This is a genomic window from Nitrosopumilus adriaticus, assembly GCF_000956175.1.
Lineage (GTDB): Archaea > Thermoproteota > Nitrososphaeria > Nitrososphaerales > Nitrosopumilaceae > Nitrosopumilus > Nitrosopumilus adriaticus.
Map to the genome: position 1 here is coordinate 1,618,568 of NZ_CP011070.1, position 25,017 is coordinate 1,643,584.

25 protein-coding genes and 1 tRNA gene are annotated in these 25,017 nt (G+C 33.9%); 15 read left to right on the forward strand and 11 right to left on the reverse strand.

Going from position 1 to position 25,017, the window contains the following annotated elements; translation table 11 throughout:
• Positions 1–86: 86 nt before the first annotated feature.
• The gene (locus tag NADRNF5_RS09580; protein WP_048118028.1) at positions 87–1,037 is read left to right on the forward strand and encodes a replication factor C small subunit; all 951 of its coding nucleotides are present in this window, start codon (positions 87–89) and stop codon (positions 1,035–1,037) included.
• 2 nt (positions 1,038–1,039) lie between these two features.
• Here NADRNF5_RS09580 and NADRNF5_RS09585 read toward each other — a convergent pair.
• The 3 genes from NADRNF5_RS09585 to NADRNF5_RS09595 form a co-directional block, all read right to left on the reverse strand.
• Positions 1,040–1,123, reverse strand: a tRNA-Ser gene (locus tag NADRNF5_RS09585).
• Positions 1,124–1,196: 73 nt separating this feature from the next.
• Positions 1,197–1,745, reverse strand: a complete 549-nt coding sequence (locus NADRNF5_RS09590) for a 4Fe-4S dicluster domain-containing protein (RefSeq protein ID WP_048118031.1) — start codon at positions 1,743–1,745, stop codon at positions 1,197–1,199.
• A gap of 98 nt (positions 1,746–1,843) precedes the next feature.
• Positions 1,844–2,353, reverse strand: a complete 510-nt coding sequence (locus NADRNF5_RS09595) for a 4Fe-4S dicluster domain-containing protein (RefSeq protein ID WP_048118035.1) — start codon at positions 2,351–2,353, stop codon at positions 1,844–1,846.
• A 124-nt stretch (positions 2,354–2,477) separates the two neighbouring features.
• On the opposite strand from NADRNF5_RS09595, the gene NADRNF5_RS09600 reads away from it, so the two are divergent.
• On the forward strand, positions 2,478–3,143 hold the full coding sequence (locus tag NADRNF5_RS09600; RefSeq protein ID WP_048118038.1) for a translation initiation factor IF-6: 666 nt from the start codon (positions 2,478–2,480) through the stop codon (positions 3,141–3,143).
• On the opposite strand, the gene hisS is transcribed toward NADRNF5_RS09600, so the two are convergent.
• Complete coding sequence (gene hisS / locus NADRNF5_RS09605) at positions 3,124–4,407, reverse strand: histidine--tRNA ligase (protein WP_048118040.1); 1,284 nt, start codon at positions 4,405–4,407, stop codon at positions 3,124–3,126. The two genes, NADRNF5_RS09600 and hisS, sit on opposite strands and share 20 nt — an antisense overlap.
• An 82-nt stretch (positions 4,408–4,489) precedes the next feature.
• Here hisS and NADRNF5_RS09610 point away from each other — a divergent pair, with 82 nt between their 5' ends.
• Both NADRNF5_RS09610 and NADRNF5_RS11480 read left to right on the forward strand, forming a co-directional pair.
• A complete protein-coding gene (locus tag NADRNF5_RS09610) occupies positions 4,490–5,476 on the forward strand; it encodes an aldo/keto reductase (protein WP_048118048.1) in 987 nt (328 codons plus the stop codon).
• Positions 5,477–5,563: 87 nt separating this feature from the next.
• Positions 5,564–6,307 (forward strand): thermonuclease family protein, encoded by a 744-nt coding sequence (locus NADRNF5_RS11480; protein ID WP_048119548.1) that lies wholly within the window; start codon positions 5,564–5,566, stop codon positions 6,305–6,307.
• 196 nt (positions 6,308–6,503) lie between these two features.
• On the opposite strand, the gene NADRNF5_RS09620 is transcribed toward NADRNF5_RS11480, so the two are convergent.
• Positions 6,504–8,147 (reverse strand): hypothetical protein, encoded by a 1,644-nt coding sequence (locus NADRNF5_RS09620; protein WP_048118051.1) that lies wholly within the window; start codon positions 8,145–8,147, stop codon positions 6,504–6,506.
• A gap of 488 nt (positions 8,148–8,635) precedes the next feature.
• Between NADRNF5_RS09620 and NADRNF5_RS09625 the strand changes: the two genes are divergently transcribed.
• Entirely contained in the window at positions 8,636–9,295 is a 660-nt protein-coding gene (locus NADRNF5_RS09625) for a uracil-DNA glycosylase (protein ID WP_048118054.1), read from the forward strand.
• Between the two features lie 405 nt (positions 9,296–9,700).
• Here NADRNF5_RS09625 and NADRNF5_RS09630 read toward each other — a convergent pair whose 3' ends face one another.
• A complete protein-coding gene (locus tag NADRNF5_RS09630; RefSeq protein WP_048118057.1) occupies positions 9,701–10,096 on the reverse strand; it encodes a DUF6659 family protein in 396 nt (131 codons plus the stop codon).
• Between the two features lie 387 nt (positions 10,097–10,483).
• Here NADRNF5_RS09630 and NADRNF5_RS09635 point away from each other — a divergent pair, with 387 nt between their 5' ends.
• From NADRNF5_RS09635 to NADRNF5_RS09645, 3 genes are all read left to right on the forward strand, one after another.
• Positions 10,484–10,672, forward strand: a complete 189-nt coding sequence (locus NADRNF5_RS09635; protein ID WP_048118061.1) for a hypothetical protein — start codon at positions 10,484–10,486, stop codon at positions 10,670–10,672.
• An 80-nt stretch (positions 10,673–10,752) separates the two neighbouring features.
• Complete coding sequence (locus NADRNF5_RS09640; protein ID WP_237089273.1) at positions 10,753–12,186, forward strand: PQQ-dependent sugar dehydrogenase; 1,434 nt, start codon at positions 10,753–10,755, stop codon at positions 12,184–12,186.
• A gap of 360 nt (positions 12,187–12,546) precedes the next feature.
• Complete coding sequence (locus NADRNF5_RS09645; RefSeq protein ID WP_048118067.1) at positions 12,547–13,338, forward strand: DUF72 domain-containing protein; 792 nt, start codon at positions 12,547–12,549, stop codon at positions 13,336–13,338.
• Positions 13,339–13,435: 97 nt separating this feature from the next.
• On the opposite strand, the gene NADRNF5_RS09650 is transcribed toward NADRNF5_RS09645, so the two are convergent.
• On the reverse strand, positions 13,436–13,984 hold the full coding sequence (locus tag NADRNF5_RS09650; RefSeq protein ID WP_048118070.1) for a DedA family protein: 549 nt from the start codon (positions 13,982–13,984) through the stop codon (positions 13,436–13,438).
• Between the two features lie 731 nt (positions 13,985–14,715).
• Positions 14,716–15,666: an MDR/zinc-dependent alcohol dehydrogenase-like family protein gene (locus tag NADRNF5_RS09655; RefSeq protein WP_048118074.1), complete on the reverse strand. Its 951-nt coding sequence runs from the start codon at positions 15,664–15,666 to the stop codon at positions 14,716–14,718.
• 91 nt (positions 15,667–15,757) lie between these two features.
• Here NADRNF5_RS09655 and NADRNF5_RS09660 point away from each other — a divergent pair, with 91 nt between their 5' ends.
• The 7 genes from NADRNF5_RS09660 to trxA all read left to right on the forward strand — a co-directional run bounded on the left by NADRNF5_RS09660 (position 15,758) and on the right by trxA (position 22,623).
• On the forward strand, positions 15,758–16,123 hold the full coding sequence (locus NADRNF5_RS09660; RefSeq protein ID WP_048118077.1) for a VOC family protein: 366 nt from the start codon (positions 15,758–15,760) through the stop codon (positions 16,121–16,123).
• Between the two features lie 47 nt (positions 16,124–16,170).
• A complete protein-coding gene (locus NADRNF5_RS09665; RefSeq protein WP_048118080.1) occupies positions 16,171–16,710 on the forward strand; it encodes an HD domain-containing protein in 540 nt (179 codons plus the stop codon).
• A gap of 75 nt (positions 16,711–16,785) precedes the next feature.
• Positions 16,786–17,202, forward strand: a complete 417-nt coding sequence (locus NADRNF5_RS09670; protein ID WP_048118083.1) for an archease — start codon at positions 16,786–16,788, stop codon at positions 17,200–17,202.
• Positions 17,203–17,361: 159 nt separating this feature from the next.
• Positions 17,362–18,915, forward strand: a complete 1,554-nt coding sequence (locus NADRNF5_RS09675; RefSeq protein WP_425339014.1) for a CFI-box-CTERM domain-containing protein — start codon at positions 17,362–17,364, stop codon at positions 18,913–18,915.
• Positions 18,916–19,017: 102 nt separating this feature from the next.
• Entirely contained in the window at positions 19,018–21,768 is a 2,751-nt protein-coding gene (locus NADRNF5_RS09680) for a fibronectin type III domain-containing protein (RefSeq protein ID WP_048118089.1), read from the forward strand.
• Positions 21,769–21,816: 48 nt separating this feature from the next.
• Complete coding sequence (locus NADRNF5_RS11485; protein WP_192828325.1) at positions 21,817–21,963, forward strand: hypothetical protein; 147 nt, start codon at positions 21,817–21,819, stop codon at positions 21,961–21,963.
• A gap of 258 nt (positions 21,964–22,221) precedes the next feature.
• Positions 22,222–22,623, forward strand: a complete 402-nt coding sequence (trxA, locus tag NADRNF5_RS09685) for a thioredoxin (RefSeq protein WP_048118092.1) — start codon at positions 22,222–22,224, stop codon at positions 22,621–22,623.
• On the opposite strand, the gene infB is transcribed toward trxA, so the two are convergent.
• From infB to NADRNF5_RS09700, 3 genes are read right to left on the reverse strand one after another with little or no spacing between them, the layout of a single operon-like run.
• On the reverse strand, positions 22,624–24,405 hold the full coding sequence (gene infB / locus NADRNF5_RS09690; protein WP_082052012.1) for a translation initiation factor IF-2: 1,782 nt from the start codon (positions 24,403–24,405) through the stop codon (positions 22,624–22,626).
• A gap of 6 nt (positions 24,406–24,411) precedes the next feature.
• On the reverse strand, positions 24,412–24,813 hold the full coding sequence (gene ndk / locus NADRNF5_RS09695) for a nucleoside-diphosphate kinase (protein ID WP_048118105.1): 402 nt from the start codon (positions 24,811–24,813) through the stop codon (positions 24,412–24,414).
• Positions 24,814–24,815: 2 nt separating this feature from the next.
• Positions 24,816–25,016 (reverse strand): 50S ribosomal protein L24e, encoded by a 201-nt coding sequence (locus NADRNF5_RS09700; protein ID WP_048118108.1) that lies wholly within the window; start codon positions 25,014–25,016, stop codon positions 24,816–24,818.
• Between the last annotated feature and the right edge of the window lies 1 nt (position 25,017).

A 25,017-nucleotide genomic window follows, 5' to 3' on the forward strand; every position in this document is an offset into this window, starting at 1 on the left:
GAGATTTTGTTATATTTTGATTTTAAGATATGGTATGATACTATAACCAATTCGGATTTATTAATGGGGTTTAGCCCTTAGGACTCATGCTGGATAGTGGTATGTGGGTAGAAAAGTATAGGCCAACAAAACTCTCAGAAATTGTAAATCAAACTGAAATTATTGGCAGTTTAGAGGCATTAATCAAAGATCCAACAGACATGCCACATTTGATGTTTTCAGGTTCTGCAGGAGTTGGAAAGACAACTGCTGCATTATGTATTGCAAATCAAATTTTAGGAGTAAATTTCAAAGATTACACATTAGAGCTAAACGCTTCAGATGAGAGAGGGATTGGCATGGTCAGAGAGAAGGTAAAGAAATTTTCAAGATTTGCCGGAATGGGAGAAGTTCCATTCAAGATCATCATACTAGATGAAGCAGATGAGATGACTGCAGATGCTCAAACAGCACTTAGAAGAATCATAGAAGACACTGCAAAATATTGCAGGTTTATTTTCATTGCAAATAACATATCAAAAATTATCGACCCAATTCAAAGCAGATGTGCTACCTTCAAGTTTACAACAATTCCAGAAGAGGATCTCATCAAAAGGTTAGAGGAGATTGCAAAAAAAGAGAAAGTCAAATTTGATAAAAAAGGACTCAAAGCAATTTATGATTATTCTGAAGGAGATATGAGACATGCAATTAATCTAATGCAGGCAACTGCAAGTCTGGGAGGAATTACTGAAGAACATGTCAAGGGTTCAGCAGGTCTGACCAAAACCTCTGATGTAGATGAGGTTCTAAAGATTGCATTAGCAGGCAAGGTTGCAGAAGCAAGAGAGAAGATGATTGAATTAATCAAGGTGTATGGAATGTCAGAATCAGATTTTCTAAAATATCTCAACTCAGCAGTTTTCAAATCAAAGCATGAAAAGTTATCAGATATTTTAGAGATAATTGCAAAATATGATTATAGAGTTCTAGTTGGAGCAAATTCTGAAATTCAGCTATCTGCAATGCTAGCAGAACTCGGAAAAATAGAAAATTAAAACGCAGAGAGAGGGATTTGAACCCCCGTATGCTTGCGCACACAGGCTCTCAAGGCCCGCGCCCTACCGAGCTAGGCGACCTCTGCGAAAACTGTTCAATAGAAGTGATTAAAATTTGTTGATGTGGAATAGAAAAATAAGAAAAAAGAAAAAATTTCTTTAATCGTGTGCGTGTGGGTTTTCAGAACCAGATTTCATAATTACATATGTTCCGGCTGCTTTCTCGTGCCATTCTTGGTTAGCTGATTCGATACGAATAGCTCCTTCAGGACAGATTTCTTGACATGCCATACAAACTGTACAATCGTGTTCTCTGATTGGTTGTGATTTGTCTGTATAATCTAATCTTTCATCTTGTTCTGTTAGGCCAGTTCCTTCAAAAGTTTCTCCCATTACTTTATCTGCTGGAATATCTTTTTCGGTTCTGTACCATTGGAATGTTTGTACTGGACATACACTCATGCATGAACCAGCGGCTACACAGGAATCCCAATCGACTGCAACAGTAGTTCCATGAATTCCAAGAGGAACTTGTTTTTCTCCTCTTGCTTCATAGGCTGCTTTTACATCTTCATTTGAGAATGCTGCACCATCAGTTCTTCCCTCACCCCAAATCCAGTGGAAATTCTCACCATCTGCATGGCTTGTTTTTCCCTTTGGTTTTACATCGTTGTGACAAAAGTCTTCTGGTATTTGTAGATCTGCCATAATCAGACTACCTCAAAATATTATTTAAATCTAGATATAATTAGTCGAGACTAAATAAAAAATAATAAAAATTTCTAGATATAATCGGTCTTGAAATTCTAAAGAGTTTTGGCTGCGGCTTCATGTTTTTCAACATTTGATTGATCAACTTTGATAGCTTGTGGTGGACATACTGATACACATGCCATGCACCAAATACAATCATGTTCTCTGATTGGATCTGCCTTGTCAGTTAGATCTTTTCTTTGATCTTTTTCATTTGAACCAGTTCCTGCAAAAGTTTGACCAACAACATCTTTGGCTGGAATGTCTTTTTCAGTTCTGTACCATTGGAATACTTGAACAGGACATGCTTCAATACATGCTCCATCTGCTACACAAGAATCCCAATCAACGGCTACCATTGTTCCACTAACACCAAGAGGAACTTGTTCTTCTCCTCTTGCAGTGTATGCTGCCACTACATCAGAATCTGCTAATACCTCAGCTGGTGAGCCATCAGTGTTTTTTTCTTTACCGGGACCCCACATGATATGGAAATTTCCATCATCGAGGTTAATTTTTCCAATAGGCTTTAGGCCTTCAGGGAAATTTTCTGCTATTGGCATAGTATAATTTTTCAGGGTTATTATTTAAAGCTAGATAAGCTGAATTATGTATTCATGGTAAAATATCGATCTGCTAGGAATGATTTCCTTACGTTCATAACGCTGAACGATCAATTCTCGGGATATGGATATTATCAAATTTGATGTGTATCGTGGCCCTAACATCGGGGTTTACACTAGAGTTAACGATAGTGTAATTTTACTCCCAATGGGATATGCACAATCAAAAGCAGACAAACTTGCAAAACATCTTGATGTGGAATGTCTATTCATGTCAATTGCAAATACAAGACTAATTGGATCATTATGTGTGATGAATAACAAAGGAATTCTAATTCCAAAAACAGCTTACCAAGATGAATATGATTTTCTCAAAAATGAAACAGAATTAGAAGTAGGAGTTCTTGATTCAAAATTATCGGCCTTAGGAAATGTAATTTGTACAAATGATAAAGGAGCAGTTGTTTCCCCATGGTTATCTTCTCAAGACTGCAAAAATATTTCAGATGTTTTAGGAGTAGAAGTAATTCAGAAAAAAATTGCAGGTTTTAATCAAACAGGTGCTGTAATGGTTGCAAATAATTCTGGTGCTGCCATCCATCCAGAAGCTGACGAGGAAGATATGAAGACATTTTCCAATTTATTAGGCGTAAAAATTGAGCAATGCTCCATTAATAATGGAATTCCATATGTTGCATCAGGAATATTGGCAAATAATCATTCCATAATTGTTGGATCATTAACTACAGGTCCTGAAATTATGATGCTAACTAGAGCTTTTCTAAATTAAGAACAGATTTTGGATCTTCAGTTAATTTCTCTAGTGAAATCGTTCCTTCTGTTCCATTAATCATATCTTTTAGAACAACATTTCCTTCTTCAAGCTCATCAGGTCCAACTATAATTGAAAATTTTGCATTGTTTGCAATATCCATTTGTTTTTTTAGATTTCTTCCTGCCAAGTCAATATCAGTTGGGATATTATTGAGTCTTAATAGCGAAGCAATTGAATGAGCAACTTTTTGCATTTCCTCATTGATGTATAACACAGCAACTCTTTTTTGTAATATTTCTGGAATTATTTTTTGCTCTTGCATTGTAAGAATAATTCTTTCAGCTCCCCCTGCAACTCCAGTTGCACCAATGTCTTCTCTTCCAAATGCTTTAGTCAGTGTATCATATCTACCACCACCTGCCAATGCTCCTAATGTTGAATTTTTATCAAATACTTCAAAAACAATTCCTGAATAATAATCCAATCCTCTAACTATACCAAAATTAATTCTTACATTAGAAACACCACGATTTTCAAGTGAATCAAATAATTGTTTTAGTTCATCCCATGATTCTAATTGTGTCGTATCAAATAATTTTTCAACTTCTGAAATTGTTCCTTTAATTTCTGAGAACTCTAGAATCTTTTCTATTTTTTCTGTTTCGTATCCTTTTGCTAGAAATTCTTTTAGAATTTCATCTTTGGATTTTTTTGCAATTTTATCTACTGCTCTTAAAATATCAGCGACTAGTTCAGGTTCTTTTGAATTGAAAATTTTGTTAATGTAAGACTCTACTAGATTTCTATGATTAATGTCAATTGTAATTCCTTTGAGTAATAGTGAATCAAATAATCTGGAGGTCAGTTCAATTATTTCAGCTTCTGATTCAATGGAAGATTTCCCATACACCTCGATATCCCATTGGTGAAAATATCGATATCGTCCCTTTTGTGGTTCGTCATATCTGAATACACCACCAAAACTTGAGAGTTTTGCAGGTAGTTTCATAGATTTTTGAGATGCGGCATATCTTGTCAAACCCATTGTAAAATCAAATCTTAATGCAACTTCTCTGTCCCCTTTATCTTTGAAATAGTAAATTTCATCTCTAATTCCTGGACCTGACTTTGTTTCCAAAGTAGATAGCAGTTCGATTGGAGAAGGATCCATGAACGAGAACCCGTACAAATTGGATAGTTGTTTGAAATGGTATCGGATATGTTCAAGATTTGCATTTTCTGCACCCTCAAAATCTTTCATTCCGCGCGGTAGTTCCAAGATGATTCTTTCTAAGATGGTTGTGATTTAGATATTTCTGTGAGAATGCCAGTTTTTTAAAGAGATTTTTTCTAAGAAACTTGTGTCAATTGAGAAAACTGCTCTTGCAAAGGATTTAGAGATTTGCAGAATTCTAAACGGAATGTGGCAAGTTGCAGGAGGTCATGGTCAGATTGAGAAAGATTTAGCGATTACAGACATGATAGAATACCATAATTCAGGATTTACAACTTGGGATTTGGCAGACATTTACGGTCCTGCAGAGTCATTGGTAGGGGAATTTAGAGAAAAAATCGACAGTACTCAATCACAAGCACTAACTAAATTTGTTCCAAATCCAGGTCCAATGAGCAATAGTATTGTTACACACTACATTGAGCAATCATTGAAAAAAATGAATACTGATTGTATTGACTTACTTCAATTTCATTGGTGGGACTATAATGATACAAGTTATCTTGATGCACTTCACCACTTGTCAAAATTGCAGAGTGAACAAAAAATAAAACATTTGGGTTTGACAAACTTTGATACTGAAAGAGTTAGAATAATGATTGAAAATGGTTTTCATATAGTATCAAACCAAGTTCAGTTTTCTATTTTAGATCAAAGACCAGAAAAAATAATGACGCCGTTTTTTGTAAAAAATGGAATAAAGATTCTAGCATATGGGACACTGTTAGGGGGATTCTTTTCTGAAAAATATTTGGGGTTAGATGAACCACACAGAGGTGAATTGACGACAGCTAGTTTGCAAAAATACAAGAATATGATAGATGTTTGGGGAGGGTGGCAGTTATTTCAAGAATTACTTTGTACCATGGATGAAATTGCAAAAAAGCATCAATGCAGTATTGCAAATGTTGCTACCAGATTTGTACTTGATAAATCTCAAGTTGCAGGAGTAATTATTGGGGCGAGATTAGGAATTACTAATCACAGAAATGACAATGCCAAAGTTTTTGATGTGAAATTAGATAATGATGATATTTCATTGATTAATTCAGTTACTGCAAAATCAAATGATTTGTTTGAGAAAATCGGGGATTGTGGGGACGAATATAGATAGGAAAAGTCATCATAAACTATGCAAAACTAGGCAGTTTTTTTAAAACTTTATTTTAATATGCTTGAGTTACAGAATTACTTTAGAAATATGCGAAAAGAACTCATAATTGGTGCAGGTGTTGGAATTCCCCTCGTAATTTTAATGATTTTCATAGGCGGAGATGGTCATTCATCATTTGATTTTGCAGAGTCAGAGAGTACTACTGGAGATTCAAAAGAAATAGAATTAGAAACATCTCGAAAGAATTTACAATCTTCATTAAATTGTTCTGGAAGTGCTCAGTGCTTTGAGGGAACAGTTACTAAAATTATTGATGGAGATACTATCATAGTTGATGATCAATCAGTTAGATTTGCATTATCTTCAGCTCCTGAATTAAAGATGTTTGAAGGGGTGGATTCAAGAGAGTTTATAGAAACGATTTGTCCAGTAGGCTCTAAAGTTTTGGTAGATGAAGATGATGGACAAATACTGGGAAGTTATGGAAGAATGGTTGGTGTGATAACGTGTAATGGTGTGAATCTCAATTCAGAATTGCTAGATGCTAATTTAGGATATCTACAAGACAGATTTTGTGATTCAAGTGAATTCGGAAAAGAATCTTGGGCTCAAAAACATGGATGTTCAAACTCTGTTTCAGAATTGGAGAATTCAAATAAAAATCCAGAGCCTATCAAAGATGATTGTGATACGTCATATCCAGACTTTTGTATTCCTTCCAGTCCACCTGACTTGGATTGCAAAGATATCGGGCAAAAGAAATTCACAGTATTACAACCGGATCCACACAGATTTGATTCAGACAAAGACGGTATTGGTTGTGAATCCTAAGGGATTGTAAAATTACCATACTTCCAAAATTTCTGTATGGATATATATCAGAAAATGCAATGAAGTGATATCCTTCAAGAATCCTGTTAAGAGAAATCTTTGTAGGCTTGAAGAAAATTAATTTTAAAATTTTATTTTCAATTAAATGGGATTAAATGGTACAAAATAGAATTTTTTTAAAAATAAAAAAGAAAGATTAGTTAGCAGGAATAACAATTCCTCTATCTATCATCTTAAGAGCAGTGTTTGCTTTGAGACACATCGGTACTCCGTTTGATGCTTTCATTACAAGACTGAATCCTTCACGACATTCTACTTCTGCAGCATCAATGCCTGCAACAATTTGTGTACGTGGGGAAATCCATGCTAATTGCATGTCTTTAGCCTTTTGAATGAAATCTTCTCTAAGTTGTTGTTTTTCTTCATCAGTCATTTCAGATGCTCGTTCACGAAGTTCTTCCTTGAATGCTTTCATGTCCGATAATCTGTCATGAATTGCTGATCTTCGTTCATCAGACATTTTGATTTTGACTTTTTTCATGTGATCTTTGAATTTCATCTTTAGTTCTGACTTTTGCTCAACAGTTAGTTCACCGTGTTTTTCTCTGTATTTCATCTTGATTTCTTCACGTTTCTCATCAGAAATGTCATGTTTTTCCATGATCATTGCCTTGAGTCGTGGAGACATATCAGACATTCTGATTCTTTCAGAAACTTTGTCTTTCATGTGATCTTTGGCATAGTCCTCTCGTTCTTCTGGTGTCATATTACACCATTTTGAGGCCTTTTCTACAAATTCTGTATCAAATGTTGCAGTTGCAAGATCAGTATTTGTCATTGAACAGTATTTCTCAAAATCCATATGAGAGAATTTATCCATCATACGATCTTTGACAGTATCTTTCATATGATCAGTTTTGTAGTCAGCTCTCTCTTTAGGTGTCATTTCACACCATTTAGAGATTTTATCAAGTTTTTCAGAGTCTCTGATTTCAGTTGCTCTATCAGTTGAGGACATTGCACATAATCTGTCATAGTTCATGTGATGTTTGTCAGTTATTTTGTCATGAATTTTGTCTTTCATGTAATCACGTATGATATCTTTGTGTTCTACAACAAATTTGTCAATTGCATCATCTCGATCATCTTCAGATAAATCACAGTAATTTTCTAATCTATCAGAAAATTGTGCTAATCTTGGATGGTCTGCAAAGAATTGACGTTTTTCATCTGTAGTCATATCACAGAAGTACTCTAGTCTGTCATCAAGATCAATTGCTTCACGAACATGCTCTCGAATAAATGCATCAATTTTATCTTCTCGATCATCTTCAGATAAATCACAGTAATTTTCTAATCTATCAGAAAATTGTGCTAATCTTGGATGGTCTGCAAAGAATTGACGTTTTTCATCTGTAGTCATATCACAGAAGTACTCTAGTCTGTCATCAAGATCTGCATGTCTGTCATACTTGTCGTCTCTATCGTCTTCTACTTCTGTTCCATCATCATTGAACTCATCGTCAAGTTCCTCAAACTCGGAATCAAAGTCGTCTTCAACATCGTCTCTAGCTAGAACAACATCGAAAATGAAATCATCAAGTGTATCATCACGCTCTTCTTCATCTATAATATCACAAATCACAGAAAGTTTTTCATCATATTCTGCCATATCTGGATAATCAGTGAAAAAGTCACGTTGCTGCTCGATGTTCATTTCACAAAAGTCTTCTAGTCTATCTTCAAGATCATCTGTATCAGCAAAAGCTGTACTACCGGCAGTTACTCCAGTAAGCATGATCAGTGAAAAAACAACGCTTAGAAGTTGTGTACTTTTCATTACGCAAATTCTTTATTTTTGTATATAAAGGATATCGGTCAAGATCATAGTAAGTATTATTACAAATGAGACAATTTTTGAGTAATTCACGCCTAGCAAATACAGATTTGATTTTATAGAAAAATGAAATACTCTAAACTCAAATTAGTTATGAAAAAAGATTAATTTTTAAAAATTTCTTCTATTGGTTTGATGATAATTTCCTTATGCCTACACAAAAAGAAAATGATTTTGTAGAGGAATTATCAATGTGGGCTTAAATCTACTGGAATTAATACAGATAGAGATCCAAAGCGGGTGTAGTTTTTGAACACGCATTTTGTTAAGTAAAAAAATTTTAAGGTAAAATCATGAAATTAATTGGACAAACAAAACTACCACATGGAATTGTGTATCACTATTCAAACAGCAGCGGATACATAGAATCTTGTTTTATTGAAAAAAATACCCAGTAGAATTTTTAATACAACAAATTCAATTCAATACTATTGAAATCAATTGAATCACTAAACAAAAAGATTGCAAGCTGCAAAAAGTGTCCAAGACTATCAGTCTACATTAGAGATGTTGCAAAAAATAAGGTTCGACGATTCAAAGATGAAAAATACTATGGTAAGCCACTATCTGGATTTGGTGATGTAAATGGGAAATTACTCATTGTCGGTTTGGCACCAGCTGCACACGGTGGAAATAGAACAGGTAGAATGTTCACAGGTGATTCATCGGGAGACTGGGTGGCAAAAGTAATGCACAAACATGGATTTGCGTCAATTCCTACTAGTCAAAATATTGATGACGGATTGATACTCAAAAATGCGTATATCACTGCAGCAGTAAGGTGTGCACCACCACAAAACAAACCAACCCGAGAAGAGATGGACACTTGTTTTAGTTTTTTGGAGCAAGAAAGAAAGATTCTAAAAAACATTACAACAGTTCTCTGTCTTGGAAAAATTGCATATGATGCAACTTGTAAATTATACAAGGTAAAACCCGATAAATTTGGGCACAATAAATTATTCAAATACGATACCATAAAGATCATCACATCATATCATCCTTCAAAGCAAAATACACAGACAGGAAGATTAACTTGGGTTCAATGGTCTGCAGTACTTGCAAGGGCAAAAAAACTTGTAATTTCTTGAATTAATATTCCTAGCAAAAAATTAAAATATTCAAAATTCCCTTACAGTAAAAATGGCATCAGGTAATGGGTGTTCAAGTTGCAATCCAGAGCATGATGGTGATTTTTACAGAATTTGTAAGTGCACTTGTCATGATAAAATTGCAAGAGAAATAGTAGACTAGAAATAAATTAAATAAAAATCACAACTTTAGATTTTTTTAATCAGTATTTTCATAGAGTTTTTGAATTTGCTCGATAGTTTTAGGATCTAATTTCTCAAATATCTTTTCTAATTCTTTTTCATTTAACTCTTCATCATGATATAACATCTATGTTCTGATATAATTTTGGAATTTAGCTGATTATAATTATAGATTACAAACAATGTACTAAATACTCAAAAAATTATAGTTTTTACAATACTCTACAGCCCATGAAATTCAGACCACTGATGCTCTAGCTTGTAAATAACTTTCCAACCAAGCCTATCGATGTTTACACTTGGCTCTGCAATAACTAGTAAGATGTATCTTCCAAATGGAAAACTCATCATTACAACTTTTTCTCGCCTTGAAGAAGAATATTTGACTCTGCCTAAATTTGCATCAAATCCCTTTCTATTTGCAACTCTGTGTGCTAGTTCTTGAAATGTCTGTCTTCGTCTTGCATCATTTTCAAAAGGGATTATGCCTTCCTTAAAATCACCTGCGATTAATTCTCCTTTGCAATCAATTAAACCACAATATCGAATTTCAGGTTCAGCCAAAATATCTTTGATTTTATTTTTGATATCCTCAATTGAAAATTTCTCATTTGTCATATTGGATTAGATGTGGTTTTGTGTATTTAACACAATTAGGCAATTAGCAAAAATGATTCTAAAATTGATTATGGGAGATAATAGAAATCATGAATTAATGTACATCTGTATGATTAAAAAATTAATAATAAACAAATGTTAAGATTTTATACAGAACTCTTTAAATTTTATTTTTGCACAACTAGAATAACGAGGTCTATCATATCTGCCGAAATTCAAAAGGAGAAATTTGAGGAGGTGGACAGGTAGTAAAAAAGGAAAACACGAAAAAAGATGGAAGCATCTAGAATTCGTAGTTTTCCAGTATACCTCGTTTCCTATTTCGTAATAAATCACCTTATAGATTTTAAAGCAAATACTTAGATTTGTTGTAGAATCCAAAATAATGTGAAAAAATGTCAATGCAACAAATGTGATTGTCCAAGTAAAATCAAGGAGTTTGGTCACAGATATGAAGAAGAGAATGCTATTGTCGAAGCCAAATTTGAAAATGACGAAGATAAAGTCAAATCAATAATCAAAGAGATTTGTAATTTTTGTGAGAAAGGTCAACATCAAGGCCAGCCAATTTCCTAAGCAATGTCTAATTATTTATCTACGTTTAATGTAAGAGTTGCATGAATGGTTTATTGTATGGAGTAATTTTTATAATTTTTTTGTTTTCAATACCTGTAGCACTTGCTCAAGAATATCATGATCTTGGAGTGAAAGTGGACATAGTAGCTGACAACCTCACTATCCCATGGAGTATTGATTGGTTACCTGATGGGACCGTCATATTTACAGAAAGAAACGGACACATCAGAATTATTGAAAATGGAACACTGTTGGATGAGCCCATATTGTCACTTGGTGTTGGAGGAGTTGAAGGAGGAATGTTAGGAATTGCAGTGGATCCAAAATTTGAAGAAAATAATTTCATCTATATCTATTATACATACAATGAATTTTTATCAACAATAAACAAACTTGTTAGATTTCAATTTACAGATGGAGAATTAACAGAAGATAAAATATTACTTGATGGAATTCCTGGCGGGCCATTTCATGATGGAGGAAGAATTCAATTTGGCCCAGATGGAAAATTATACATTACAACAGGGGAAGCAGGAGATCCAAAATTAGCTCAAGATCTGAATTCGTTAGGCGGAAAGATTCTAAGAATTAATTCTGACGGAACAATTCCTAATGATAACCCATGGAAGAATTCTCCGATTTATTCAATTGGCCATAGAAATCCTCAAGGGATTGATTGGGATGAATCTGGGAATTTGGTTGCAACAGAACATGGACCATCAGGATGGAGAGGAGTAGCCCATGATGAGATTAATGTGATAATTTCAGGTACAAATTATGGCTGGCCAGACATAATTGGTGATGAAACATCAGAGGGATTGCAAAATCCTATCCTGCACACAGGTGATGATACATGGGCACCATCAGGTGCAGAGTTCTACTCTGGAGATAAAATCCCTGACTGGAAAGGGAAATATTTTGTGGCTACACTCAGAGGAAGTCATCTTCACATGATAGAGTTTGATTTAGAAAATAACTTGGTTGTCTTACACCAAAAACTATTCCAAGATGAATTTGGAAGACTACGTGATGTGCAAACTGGACCTGATGGGTTTTTGTACATCCTTACAAGCAATCAGGATGGTAGAGGATTTCCAAATCCTAATGATGATAAAATTTTGAGAATATCTCCATTAGATACAATCAATAGTTTTGAGGAGTGTGCCGAATCTGGAAATCCTATAATGGAATCATATCCAAGACAGTGTAGAACTGAAGATGGTAAACATTTTGTCGAAATAATTTCTAAAATTCCTGAATGGGTTAGAAATACTGCAAAGTGGTGGTCATTAAATCAAATATCAGATAACGACTATTCATCAGGACTCCAATATCTTTTAGAAAATAATATCATTTCAATGCCATTTGGAACAACATTTGAAGGAGACTCTGAAGAGGAATTACCATCATGGTTACGAAAAGATGCTGGATGGTGGAGCCAGGGATTAATATCAGATGAAGAGTTTTTCAAAAACATTCAATGGATGATAAATAACGGATTCATCAAAATCTAGTCTTTAGGGATTTTACTTGATGGGATTGAAGGAATACGAATAAATACAAATTCTCTTTTCTTTCTGAAATTAAACACATCTTTCATATTTTGGAATTTTAATATAAACATCAAGTAGAAATTATTCTTAAATTAATTTGGAGAAGAAATTTCTTACAAATCCAATTAACACTAGTTGAGATTTGGGATCTACTTTTTATTTAATGAATGCCCAATGTATATCAGAAAGCTGACACAATAACCTATTGTCCAAATGCTGGTGATTGTTTACCGGTCTATGCATACAGCAAGGCTGAGTAAAGATTAATCCGCAACAGTCAGCTTTCAAATTTTTAAAAATACCACATAATCAACCATTATTATGAATATCAAAATAGGATGTACTGGGTGGAGCTATCAAGGATGGTCAGGTACATTTTATCCAAGAAATCTAAAGAGTCAAGATTGGCTAAGGTATTATTCACAAATTTTTGAAATTACTGAAATAAACTCTACATTTTACAAAATTCCCTCTCAAGAGATTGTAAGAAGATGGAATGCAGACACTCCACGGCATTTTAGATTTACAGCCAAATTTCCATCACTTATTACGCATGAAAAGAGGTTAGAAAATGTAAATTCCGAAGTTTTTTCATTTTTGTCTTCTCTCATTCCAATTCACGAAAAGGTGTCAGCCCTGGTTTTGCAATTACCGCCATCCCTGTCATTTGATGAGGCAAAACCAAGACTAGAAGAGTTATTTGATATTTTGCCTGATGATTTTTTGTATCCAATTGAAGGAAGACATGAATCATGGTTTTCAGATGACGCATTGTCATATCTAAAACAAAACAAACACTGCCTAGTATGGAATGATGTTGCAGGAATAAACAACCCATTTCCAGTAACAGCAAATTATCTTTACGTTAGATTAATTGGAGATCGTTCCATTCCAGACTCAGAATTTGGCAAAGTTACAAAAGATAGAAAAGAAAAGATTACAGACTGGGCAAAGAAACTAGAAAGCATTCAAGACATTCCAGTTGCAATGGTAATGACAAATAATCATTTTGAAGGATTTGGTCCTGCTACTGCAAATTCTTTGCGGATGCAATTAGGAATGAGTGAATTGATTTGGGAAGAGAAAAGACAAAAAACATTAGGTAATTTTTAAACAGAAATTCTTCAATAACTAGGGGAGCATTGAAGAATCTCTGCTATGCATCCAGCCAAACAGTAGGATGTTACAAGTTATAGTACCTTTTTGATATTTAAGGCAATGATGCCATAGTGCTAGTGCCAAGTCCAATTGCCTCTCCAAAATAATATCCGGATAGAATTGTTCCAGTAGACCAAACACATGAACCTCCAAATGTGTAAATAACAAATTTTGGAATTCTCATTTTTAGTAATCCAGCTGGAACTGAAATCATTTCTCTCATTACTGGAACCATTCTTCCTAAAAATACAGCCTTGTCACCATATTTTTCAAACCAAATCTCTACTCGCTCTAATTTTTTTTCAGATACTCTAACATATCGAAGATAACGGATTAAAACAACTCTACCTAGTTTTAATGCAATTAGGTATATTGCAGATGTACCTATTGTAGCACCTATTCCCCCAAGTAGAATCATAGGAATAAGACCAATTAGAGAGATACCTTGTTGAGATGCCAAGAATCCAGCAGTAGGAAATACTGCAAGAGTGGGAATTGGAGGAACAATAGTCTCAAGTAATGCGGCCAAGAAGATTCCTTCGTATAGATGCTCTCCTAAAAACTCTGCAATCCAAATAAGGAATGAATCAAATGGTTCCAATTGCTTCTGGAAATGAAATCTTACTAAATTACTTTCCGAGTGAAAACTATGATAGACTTAGTCACTTTACATGACAATTATGGGAATTTTCGTAAAGTCAAAAACCTATTTTTCAATCTTGTGAGAAAATATCAAAATAAGCATTTTAAAAAAATCTGTGATCGATTTTTTCATAAATTGCTTTTAAAAAATTTGACAGTTTATTTTTTCAAGTTTAAATTTCTAAAATAAACAAAATTGATCGATCATAAAATAGATCCATTAAATGGAATATTTCAAAATAAGAGATTTATAATTTAAAAAAATTCGAATTTTAGGGGAGTAATGGAAGAAAAGGAATTTCGCATAATGGTAGACATGTTAAAAATAGCAATCAAACAAGAAAGGGAGCTTACATCTGACGAGGTGTATGGATTGATGGCCTGCTTTAAACAATTAGCCATATTGAAATAATATTTTATAATTTAATTCATTTTTTTATTTTTGAGATTTGGATGCTTCCAAATGTTCTGGTTCATATTTTTCATTAAGAAAATTTACATCATAAATAAAAACTATGAAAAGCATCTATTAGCGTGAAAGAGCAAAATGAAAAAATCACATGTTGGGTATGCAGTACAGAGATTATCGAATATTTTGAAATACGTTACAAAGGTAAAAGAGGGAAATGTACTTGTTGTAACATTGATTTTCCTTTAGAATAATCAATTCATATGTAAAAATAATTCAAATCATGGTTTAAGGAATACCTTTAGTGTATCAGGCTTTTTTGCATGAATAATTGCATCTTGAAATTTCTCAAGAGGGAATGTAGAATCAATCAGATCATCAACTGTGATTATTCCAGTGGCTAGTGCATCAATTGCCGGTTTAAACAATCCACAACGAGAACCAATTAGAGTTATTTCATTGACTACTGTAGGAGTCAAATCTAAATTTTCTCTAGAAGCAATAGTTGATTTTAAGATTACAATTCCACGTGGTCTTGTTAATTTCATAGTATCAGAGAATCCTGAATTACTACCTGTAGCTTCTATCACTAAATCAAAAGTAAATTCATCTGAGGGTTCAATTCCAATCTTTGTTTTGATTCCTAGTTTCTCTAAACTTTGTAGTTTATTTTTGTGTCTACCAAAACAGGTGATATTCTTACAAGATAATTTCAATACTCTTGCAATTAATTGTGCTAGTCTTCCATCACCTATCACTGCTACATTCCATAAAGGATCAAGTTTTACTTGTTCTTTGATTTCAAATGCTGCTGCCAGTGGTTCAATAAACACAGCTTGCTCATCACTAATTGAATCAGGTAAAACATGCAAGTTTTTTTCTGGTAGTGAAACAAATTCTGCAAATGCTCCATCTCTTTTTAAAATTCCAAGAACTGTTCTGTTTGGACAATGACGAAACATTCCGATTTTACAAGTTTCACAAGATCCACATCCAGCATTAATTTCACCTACAACTCTTTTTCCAATTAGTTCAGAATTTTTTGATTTTTCTACAGTTCCAACAAATTCATGACCCAATATTCCATTGTACTTCATGTATCCATCAAGGATCTCCAAGTCAGTTCCACAAATTCCTGCCAAATTTACTCTAACAAGTGATTCAGAAGAAAGTGGTTTTGGATAGTTTTGATCAAAAATCATTTTTTCGCCATCAAAATAAGCAGCTTTCATAAAATAATTTCATAAAGTATCCAATTTTAAAATACTGAAATTTTTCAAAATTAAAAGCTCAGTTTTAAATAATTCAGTGAGATCAAAAATTATGCCAAGAATTTCTCATTTTGATATACCCGCAGATGATCCTGAAAGGGCACAAAAATTCTACAAAGAAGTGTTTGATTGGAAATTTGAGAAATGGGATGGACCAATGGACTATTGGATGGCTACCACAGGAACAGAAGAGCCCGGAATTAATGGAGGTTTATCAAAAAGAATGACAGGACAAATAGGAATATCAAATACCATTAATGTTCCATCACTTGATGACTATTCTAAAAAAATTATAGAAAAAGGTGGGCAGTTAATTGTTCCAAAAATGGCAATTCCAAAAATAGGGTGGTTTGCACAATGTACTGACACTGAAGGGAATATGTTTGGAATTATTGAAATGGATGAGAAAGCACAATAGTCCATGCAATTATGAAAATACAAATTTTACCACATCAGAAATAAATCTTGGAATTAGTAAAAAGTGCAGAATTTCTTGCAAAAAAGAAACATGCGGTACATTTGAGAAAGGATGGCAGTACTTTCTCAAAGCATCTAGAAGATGTAGTGAATAGACTCAAGGGTTTAGGTGTTATTGACGAAGAACTTCTAAGTGCAGGATGGCTTCATGAGATTATTGAGGATACTGATGTCAGTTTTGATGATTTGTATGAACAATTTGGAAATAGAATTTCAGTAATTGTATCATCTTTAACTGAAGATAAAACACTACCCAGAAAGCAAAGAGAAAAAGCATACAGATTACAACTAAAAGATGCGTCATTTGATGCCAAGCTAATCAAACTTTGCGATATTTCAGCAAACTTGAGTGATTTGAAAAATTCTGATGCATCAAAATCAAAAAAACTACGAGAGATAAAACAAAATAGATATCATTTGTCTATCATTAGAAAGGATTTAATGAGTTCAGATTTTCCTAAAATAACAACATTACTAGAAACAATAAATCATATCTTAAGACGATACGGTCAAAGAGTAATTAACTAGAATCATGAAAAACATTTTTTGCCCATATTGCATATAGACTAGATTAATAATCAGAAAGTTTTCTAAAAAATACTATTGAGTTACAAGTTTTTAGATCATGCAACAGATGCAATTATCGAAATTACTGCAAAAGATATCAAAGAAGCATTTGCTCTAGCCGCAGAAGCAGAAATTAATCTAACACTTGATCAAGACAAAGTTGAAGAAAAAGGCAAAATGGATTTCAATGCAAATGGAAAAGATTTACGTTATCTTCTGTTTAGCTGGCTTGAAGAGATCCCATTTCTTTTGATAACTGAAGGATTTGCAATAAAACGAATTGAGTTTAATATTGAGGAAAATGACGGCTATACCATCAAGGCAACAGCATATGGGGAGCCACTTGATGTTCAAAAACACAATTTCAAGGTGGAGATAAAGGCCCCAACATTTTATGACATGGAAATTAGAACAAATGGTAAAGTCTACATGAGATTTTTACTTGATTTGTGAGGGTGGTGAAAATTTATTCGCTCAAAGCAAGAAGAAATTATACGTGTTTTTTAAAAATAAACTATTTCAAGCATCATTGTGCTCATTAAATTATCGGGATTAACGGCATTATTGTTATTGCTAGTTGTAATTACACCAGCTTATGCAAATGTAACTTCTATGTCCCTAGAAAAGGGGTTTTACACAACTGATGAAAATTTTACTTTTATTGGAAATCAGGAGGGTAAAGAGCAAGTCTTTGTCATAATTTATGATTGGTCAGGAACATACATAGGAATGTTATCAGATATTAATCCAAGTCAAGGGGAATTTTCTGTAATTCCAAGACCAGTAACAATGTTCTTTGAAGATGAAGGGATCTATAATGCCACAGCATTTACTAATAATCAAACACAGAATAACGGAATTACAATTCAATTAGAGTTTGATGGAAAAAAATTATTTCAGGTTCCAGACTTTGTATTACAACTAAAAACTATTGCAGATAGATCAGTTGAAGTAGAAAAAACTATTTCATTCACTGCTGGGCTTATTGATAGTTCAATCACAGATGCAGTTTTTAGTTTAGAGGGAGAACCAACTGGTGCTACAATTGATCCAAGTACGGGTAAGTTTGTTTGGACACCATCAAAATCTCAAGGAAACATCCAAGATGTATTTTACACATTTGATATTGTTGTAAATAAAGGAAGCCAAGAAGACAAGGAAAAAATTACAATTACTGTAAAAAAGGCATATGAAGAACCTGCTCCAAAACCAAAACAAACCACACCTGAACCGGAGCCAGAACCTAAAGAATTACAAATTCCAGCTTCATTTGTTGATGAATCAAAAGATCCACAGAGTTATGTTGACAGGTACAACAATGAGGCAAGCTACAAGAAATGGTTTGATGATAATTTTTCAGAGTATGAATCAATTTATCAGGCTGTAGGTTTGGATGAACCATTACAAATTCCAGCTTCATTTGTTGATGAAGCAAAAGATCCACAGAGTTATGTTGACAGGTACAACAATGAGGCAAGCTACAAGAAATGGTTTGATGATAATTTTTCAGAGTATGAATCAATTTATCAGGCTGTAGGAATTGAAGAGCCTAAAGAGTTAGCAGCATTTGTTGATCCAAATTTAGATCCTCAATACTATATTGACAGATACAATAAAGAAGTCACATACAAAAAGTGGTTTGATGAGACATATCCAGACATTACAATTTACGATGCTGTAGGTATTCAAAAACCAGTAATGGAAGAACCAGAAATGGAAGAACCAGAAAGTGGCGAGTGTGGTGAAGGAACTGATTTGGTAGATGGAGTATGTGTGATTGTAGATAATTCTGAAGGAGGGGGTTGCCTCATTGCAACAGCAACATATGGTACTGAGATGGCTCCACAAGTTCAATTACTCAGAGAAATTCGTGATAATCAGTTAATGAATACTGATTCAGGTGCATCATTTATGACAGGATTCAACCAACTCTACTATTCATTCTCACCAACAATCGCAGATATTGAAAGAGAAAATCCAGTATTTAGAGAAGCAGTAAAGATTGGAATCACCCCATTATTATCATCATTGTCAATCCTATCATTTGCCGAATCAGAATCAGAGGTTTTAGGTTATGGTATAGGTGTTATTATGATGAATATAGGAGTGTATTTTGTGGCACCCGCAATCATAATTTTGAAATCAAGAAAATACATCAAAATTTAAAAAATCTTGTAAATAGTGTAAACCTCAATTGATCAAATGAGTAGTGAAATTAATTATCCAGTTTAATAAATTTCCAATTAAGGAAATAATTACAACTTGAAGATGAAAATAATTTTTAGCATACTATTTCTGCTTTGCATAGCATCAATTCAAAGTGGATATGCCCAACCAGAGTTTGCCTTCAACTTTGGAACAACAGGCTCAGACAATGATGAGCTTGATACACCAACTGATGTAATTATGGATAAAAATGGAAAAAACCTCTATGTGGTAGATAACAAGAATAATAGAATTAATGTGTTTGAAGATGATGGAGATGATGATTTTCTGTATGGGTCATTTTGTGATATTGTGGAAATTCAGAATTGTAATAGTGATGCTGATGGGGCAAATGAAGACGGGGATGGTCAATTCAACGATCCAATCAGTATTGCAAGGGACGCATTAGGAAAATTCTTTGTAGTAGATTCAGATAACTCTAGAATTCAGGTATTTGATGATGATGGAGAATTTCAATTTAAATTTGGATCATCAGATAGTGGTATTGATGAATATCTTGGGTCAGCCATAGGAATTACAATACAAGAATCAACGAATAATATTCTAGTTTCTGATATTGAAAGGGATTCAATTTCCGTTTTTGACTCTACAGGGGATTTTCTGTTTAAATTTGATTCATTTGATGGTAACAATGATTTTCAAAATCCAACAAACATGGTAATTGATAACTCTGAAGATATGTTATATGTTACAGATTCAGGAAATGACAGAATTATAATTTTTGAACTAGTTGATGGTACAACTTGCCCTAGTGGAACTGAGGAATCAGTTGGTGGTGTTTGTTTTGTAAAACAGTTTGGAACTTCAGGAGATGATAATGGTGAATTTGATGATCCTTCAGGTCTAGCATTTGATTCTACAAACAATCTTCTTTACGTTTCAGATACCGACAATAACAGAATCCAGATATTTGAAATAATTGATGATACAACTTGCCCTAGTGGAACTGAGGAAATTGTTGATGGTGTTTGTTTTGTAGAAGAATTCGGTACTTTGGGAACAAGTGATGAAAATTTTGATTCCCCTATGGGAATAGCACTTAATCCAACAAATGATTTATTGTTTGTAGCTGATTCAGATAATGATAGAATACAAGCATTTAATGTAAATCCAGAACCAGTTGCATTAATTCCAGATAAGCCAGATAATGTGAAGGCATTTCCAATATCACCAACATCAGTAATGATTTCTTGGAACAAGCCTATTATGGATGAAAGCGTGCCTGAAATCACCGGATATAAGATAGAATACAAAATTAGTTCAGGAGATTTCATAATAATTACTGCAAACACTGCAAGCAAATCTACATCATTTATTCATCAAGGACTGGATTCAGATGAAGTTTATTTTTATCGTGTATATTCTATTAATTCAGAGGGCACAAGTGTTTCATCATCAATTGTTTCTGTAAAGCCAGAACATACCACAACTCCTGCGGCATTAACTGCAACAGCAATTTCTCCCAGCCAGATAAAGCTTTCATGGTTACCACCATCAGAAACATTTGGTCAAACAATAAAAGGATATGAAATTAAACGAGAAATTATTCCAGGAGTCTATGACAACGTTGGTGAGACAAGCGGTAGTACTAGAACATTAATTGTTAGTAATTTAGCAACTGACAAAACATACTCTTTTGCAGTAAGTGCAAAGATTGGGTTTGGTTCTACACAAGAATCAAACACAGCATCGGCAACTCCAAGAGATGATTCTGTAGATACATCAGAAGAACCCATAGAATCTACTGCAGTTCAAATGACAGTTTCTTCACCACCAATTAAATTAACAGCAACAGTTGTTTCAGGAACTCAAATCAATTTATCATGGAGTCCACCAGTTGAGGATGGAAATACGCCAATCACAGGTTATAAAATTGAAATGAAAAAAGACAGTAATCCCTATACAACACTAGTTGAAGATTCTGAAAGTACAACTAGAACATACGCACATACAAACCTAATTACAAATACAAAGTATACCTATAAGGTTTCAGCAATTAATAATGTTGGAATAAGTGAACCATCAAATGAATTTTCTGCCACACCAAAATCAACAAATGTCCAAATTAGCCCTCTAGGGAAACTTACAATTGACGAAGGGAAATTCCTATCTTTCACTGTTAAACTCGTAGATAAATCAGTAAAAGACGTAGTGTTTAGCTTAGAGAAAAATCCACCAGCGGGTGCAAAAATTATTTCAAATACAGGCATGTTTTCATGGACTCCATCAACATCAGATGGTGGGAAAACATACACATTTGATGTTGTAGCAAAAAAGGATGGATTATCAGATAGAAAAGCAATTACAATTACTGTAAATGATGTTATAGGTAATTCAGAACCTGAAACAGAGCTAGAACCTGAACCTAAAACAGATCCTGAAGAACTTGGATTAGCTTCATTTGTTGATGAATCAAAAGATCCACAGAGTTATGTTGACAGGTACAACAATGAGGCAAGCTACAAGAAATGGTTTGATGATAATTTTTCAGAGTATGAATCAATTTATCAGGCTGTAGGTTTGGATGAACCATTACAAATTCCAGCTTCATTTGTTGATGAAGCAAAAGATCCACAGAGTTATGTTGACAGGTACAACAATGAGGCAAGCTACAAGAAATGGTTTGATGATAATTTTTCAGAGTATGAATCAATTTATCAGGCTGTAGGTTTGGATGAACCTAAAGTAGTAGAGAAAAAGTTTGGAATATGTGGTCCTGGAACAAAACTTATCGAAGGTGTATGTACAATTATTGAAAAACAAGTTGTAAAACCTTGGTGGCAATTTTGGTAACTCATAAAAAAGGTTAAGTTTTAATCATAATGTTTTATGAGAATTAGCATGGGTAAGCTAAGTCGAAATCTTAGAATTTGTGGTGATTGTGGTATTGCATATACTTCGGTCAGCTTTACAAAATACATAGACCAATGTCCTATTTGTAAATCAAGGAGATTTGAAGCAATCCCTATTAAAACAGAAAAGGATTAGTTGAAATCAATCAGCATAAATTTGATCATCATTTGATTGTTGACTTAGGATTAAACTTTGGGTATAATCCATAGAACAAGATTGAGAACAAAAATCACTATACCTATTCTCAAATTCAGTATTGCAATGTTTGCAAGTTCTTTTCATAATGAAAATTGTTCTATTTAGCATATAACCAAAAAGTAATTTTTTTCATAGTGCTAATTTATGATTAAATGTGAGGCTAGATTTTTTAGTAGAAGTATATTCTTGTAATCTGTGTCTGAAGATCCAGAAATTCAAAAAATAATGCAAAAAAAACTAGCAGAAATGCTCAACCAAAAAAATCAGCCCAAAATTGAGCCTGGAATCATAGATTTGAATGGCTCTAATTTCGATCAGGTGGTTTCAGCTGAGAATCCAACATTGGTAGATTTTTGGGCTGAATGGTGTGGTCCATGCAAATCTATGCATCCAATATTTGAGAGCCTTTCAAAAAAATATCCTAATGTAAAATTTGCTAGAGTAAATGTGGATCAAAATCAAAATATCTCAATGAAGTTTGGCGTACAATCAATTCCAACATTTATCATGTTCAAGTCAGGCCAGATTGTAGATAAAATGATGGGCGCAGTAGGGGCTCCTGGAATTCATATGATCTGTAAAAAGCACTCTCAATAATTAATAACCATAAATTGGTTCTTTTTCTCTTTGAATTCTAACTATATCATTTAGAACTTCTTGTTCTTCGGGACTTAGCTTATGCATATACTTGGTGAGTAATTTTTTAGCTTCTGGTGATGGAGGAAATGTATAGAAAACTTCTTCTTCGAAAATTTGTCTTCCAATTGTTACATCATTAACAGAGCACGCAACTTCATCCCCTGCCTTTGCAGAAGATACTGTTTTTTTATCAAGCTGTAGTTGGTGAATTGTTCCAACTTTCCGTCCAGACATATTCATAAATGGAACTTTATGTTTTAGATTTCCAACATCCACGCGAACCCCAAATACTGCAGGATTATTATTTCTAAAGATCATTCCTTTTAGAAAACTAAATTTTGCTATTGGAGTTAGTTCTGCAAACATTGCATCTTCTTCATTTGCAGTATCTTCTTCAACCCAAGCATTGTAATTATCAATCAAGCTGTAGATTACTCGGTCTTCGAAAATTTTGATGTGACTATCCTCTGATTCCTCTTTTGCATCAGGTAAAATCTTTACATTAAATGCCAAAATTATTCCAAGATGCCTATCGTTTTCTTTGATTGCTTTTGCTTCCATTACATCTCGTCTATTTACAGGACCAATGTCGGCTTTCGCCACAGGCACTTGTGAGCGTCTAAGCATCTCAATAATCGCTTCAAGTGAGCCTATAGTATCACATTTGAGGATTATTCCATTTGTTTCAGTATCAATAAAGACAGATTTCATTTCAGCCTCAATTAGTTTAGTGAATTTTTCAATCTCAGCATCATTTGTAGCAACATAGAGAGTACTTCCAGGAAGCACACCTTCAAGATCTGGAGATGCAATTTTCAGTCCTGCTGCTGCATCAACTTGTGGTACTGGTTTGAATTTATCTCGAGGATCTCGCATCTCATCAAGAGGTTTTGGTAATAATATGGCCTTGGGTTTTGTAACGATTACAGAATCTCTTTTTGCTACCACAATGCTATTTTCTTTTTTTATTGATCCATCAATTAAAATAATATTGGCAGTTTGTCCTAATCCTACTTCATCATTTACTTCCAAAACAATTCCACGTGGTTCTTTTTCTTCCTGATTGAGCCTTTTCTGGAGATATTGTTGAGTTAATCCCACTAAAACACTCAAAAGTTCTGGTATTCCAACACCAGATCTTGCAGAGATTGGAACAATAGCTATTTCGGATTTAAAGTCTTTAACACGATAGAATGCCTCTGATTGATATCCAAGAATTGACAGAGTACCTACAACATCATAGATTTTTTGATCAAGATCTGTCTGAATTGAAGCGTCTTGTTCTTTGATTGCTTGAGAAATGAATTTTGTATCTGATTTTCTCCAACCAGAAATTTGATCACATTTGTTAAGGGCTACAACAAAAGGAACTTTTCTGCTCTGTAAGATTTTTAAGCTTTCATTTGTTTGTGGTTGAAATCCACGATTAACATCAACCACTAAAATTGCTATGTCAGCTGCTGAACCACCACGTGAACGAAGATTTGTAAAAACTTCGTGTCCAGGTGTGTCTATAACTAAAATTCCTGGTACCTTGTGTTCGGCCTGTTCAAGTTTTTTGTATAGTATTCCACATGTCTCTTTGATTGTCTCAGACGGAAGAAAGCTTGCACCAATATGTTGAGTGATACCTCCTGCTTCTCTACCTTGAACCCCAGTTCCACGAATTCTATCTAAGAGAGATGTTTTTCCAGAGTCTACGTGACCAAGAACTGCCACTATGGGCTGACGAATTTGCAAATCAGATCACTCAAATGCTACCCTCGATTCGTGATCAAAACTTTCTTGTGAATCTGATGCGTGAATAATGTTTTCACTAAATCCTAAACCATAATCTCCTCGGATAGAACCAGGTTCAGCTTCAAATGATTTTGTAGCGCCAATCATAATTCTAGTAGTTGCAATTGCATTATTTCCTTCAATAATTGCTGCAACAACAGGTCCTGAAGTAATAAAGGATGTTAATTCACCAAAAAATGGTTTGTCTTTATGTACACCGTAAAAGTTCTCTGCTTGTTGTTGAGAAAATGTAAACATCTTTAATTTCAATAGTTTGAATCCTTTTTTTTCAAATCTTGATATTACTTCACCGACTAGATTTCTAGCTACTGCATCTGGCTTTACAATGAAAAGAGATTGTTCAGTCAATTCTACTTCTTTCTAATGCCGCCTTTGACGTATTTCTTTGTCCACTTTAATTTTCTTGGATCACGTTTTAGTTCCAGCATATTCTTTTTGCATTTTGAAGAGCAAAACCATAGAACAGTTCCATCGTTTTTGGCAAGCATTGTACCAGAACCTTTGGCTACAGGTCTGTCACAGAAATTACATGGTTTAACTAAAAGACTCATA

Excerpts from the sequence above, each read along its gene's own strand:
- NADRNF5_RS09630 (WP_048118057.1), bottom strand. The coding sequence starts at position 10,096 with ATGACAAATGAGAAATTTTCAATTGAGGATATCAAAAATAAAATCAAA.
- NADRNF5_RS09660 (WP_048118077.1), top strand. The coding sequence starts at position 15,758 with ATGCCAAGAATTTCTCATTTTGATATACCCGCAGATGATCCTGAAAGG.
- NADRNF5_RS09600 (WP_048118038.1), top strand. The coding sequence starts at position 2,478 with ATGGATATTATCAAATTTGATGTGTATCGTGGCCCTAACATCGGGGTT.
- NADRNF5_RS09655 (WP_048118074.1), bottom strand. The coding sequence starts at position 15,666 with ATGAAAGCTGCTTATTTTGATGGCGAAAAAATGATTTTTGATCAAAAC.
- NADRNF5_RS11485 (WP_192828325.1), top strand. The coding sequence starts at position 21,817 with ATGGGTAAGCTAAGTCGAAATCTTAGAATTTGTGGTGATTGTGGTATT.
- NADRNF5_RS09680 (WP_048118089.1), top strand. The coding sequence starts at position 19,018 with ATGAAAATAATTTTTAGCATACTATTTCTGCTTTGCATAGCATCAATT.
- NADRNF5_RS09580 (WP_048118028.1), top strand. The coding sequence starts at position 87 with ATGCTGGATAGTGGTATGTGGGTAGAAAAGTATAGGCCAACAAAACTC.
- NADRNF5_RS09645 (WP_048118067.1), top strand. The coding sequence starts at position 12,547 with ATGAATATCAAAATAGGATGTACTGGGTGGAGCTATCAAGGATGGTCA.
- NADRNF5_RS09620 (WP_048118051.1), bottom strand. The coding sequence starts at position 8,147 with ATGAAAAGTACACAACTTCTAAGCGTTGTTTTTTCACTGATCATGCTT.
- NADRNF5_RS09700 (WP_048118108.1), bottom strand. The coding sequence starts at position 25,016 with ATGAGTCTTTTAGTTAAACCATGTAATTTCTGTGACAGACCTGTAGCC.
- NADRNF5_RS11480 (WP_048119548.1), top strand. The coding sequence starts at position 5,564 with ATGCGAAAAGAACTCATAATTGGTGCAGGTGTTGGAATTCCCCTCGTA.
- NADRNF5_RS09590 (WP_048118031.1), bottom strand. The coding sequence starts at position 1,745 with ATGGCAGATCTACAAATACCAGAAGACTTTTGTCACAACGATGTAAAA.
- NADRNF5_RS09675 (WP_425339014.1), top strand. The coding sequence starts at position 17,362 with ATGTCCCTAGAAAAGGGGTTTTACACAACTGATGAAAATTTTACTTTT.
- NADRNF5_RS09595 (WP_048118035.1), bottom strand. The coding sequence starts at position 2,353 with ATGCCAATAGCAGAAAATTTCCCTGAAGGCCTAAAGCCTATTGGAAAA.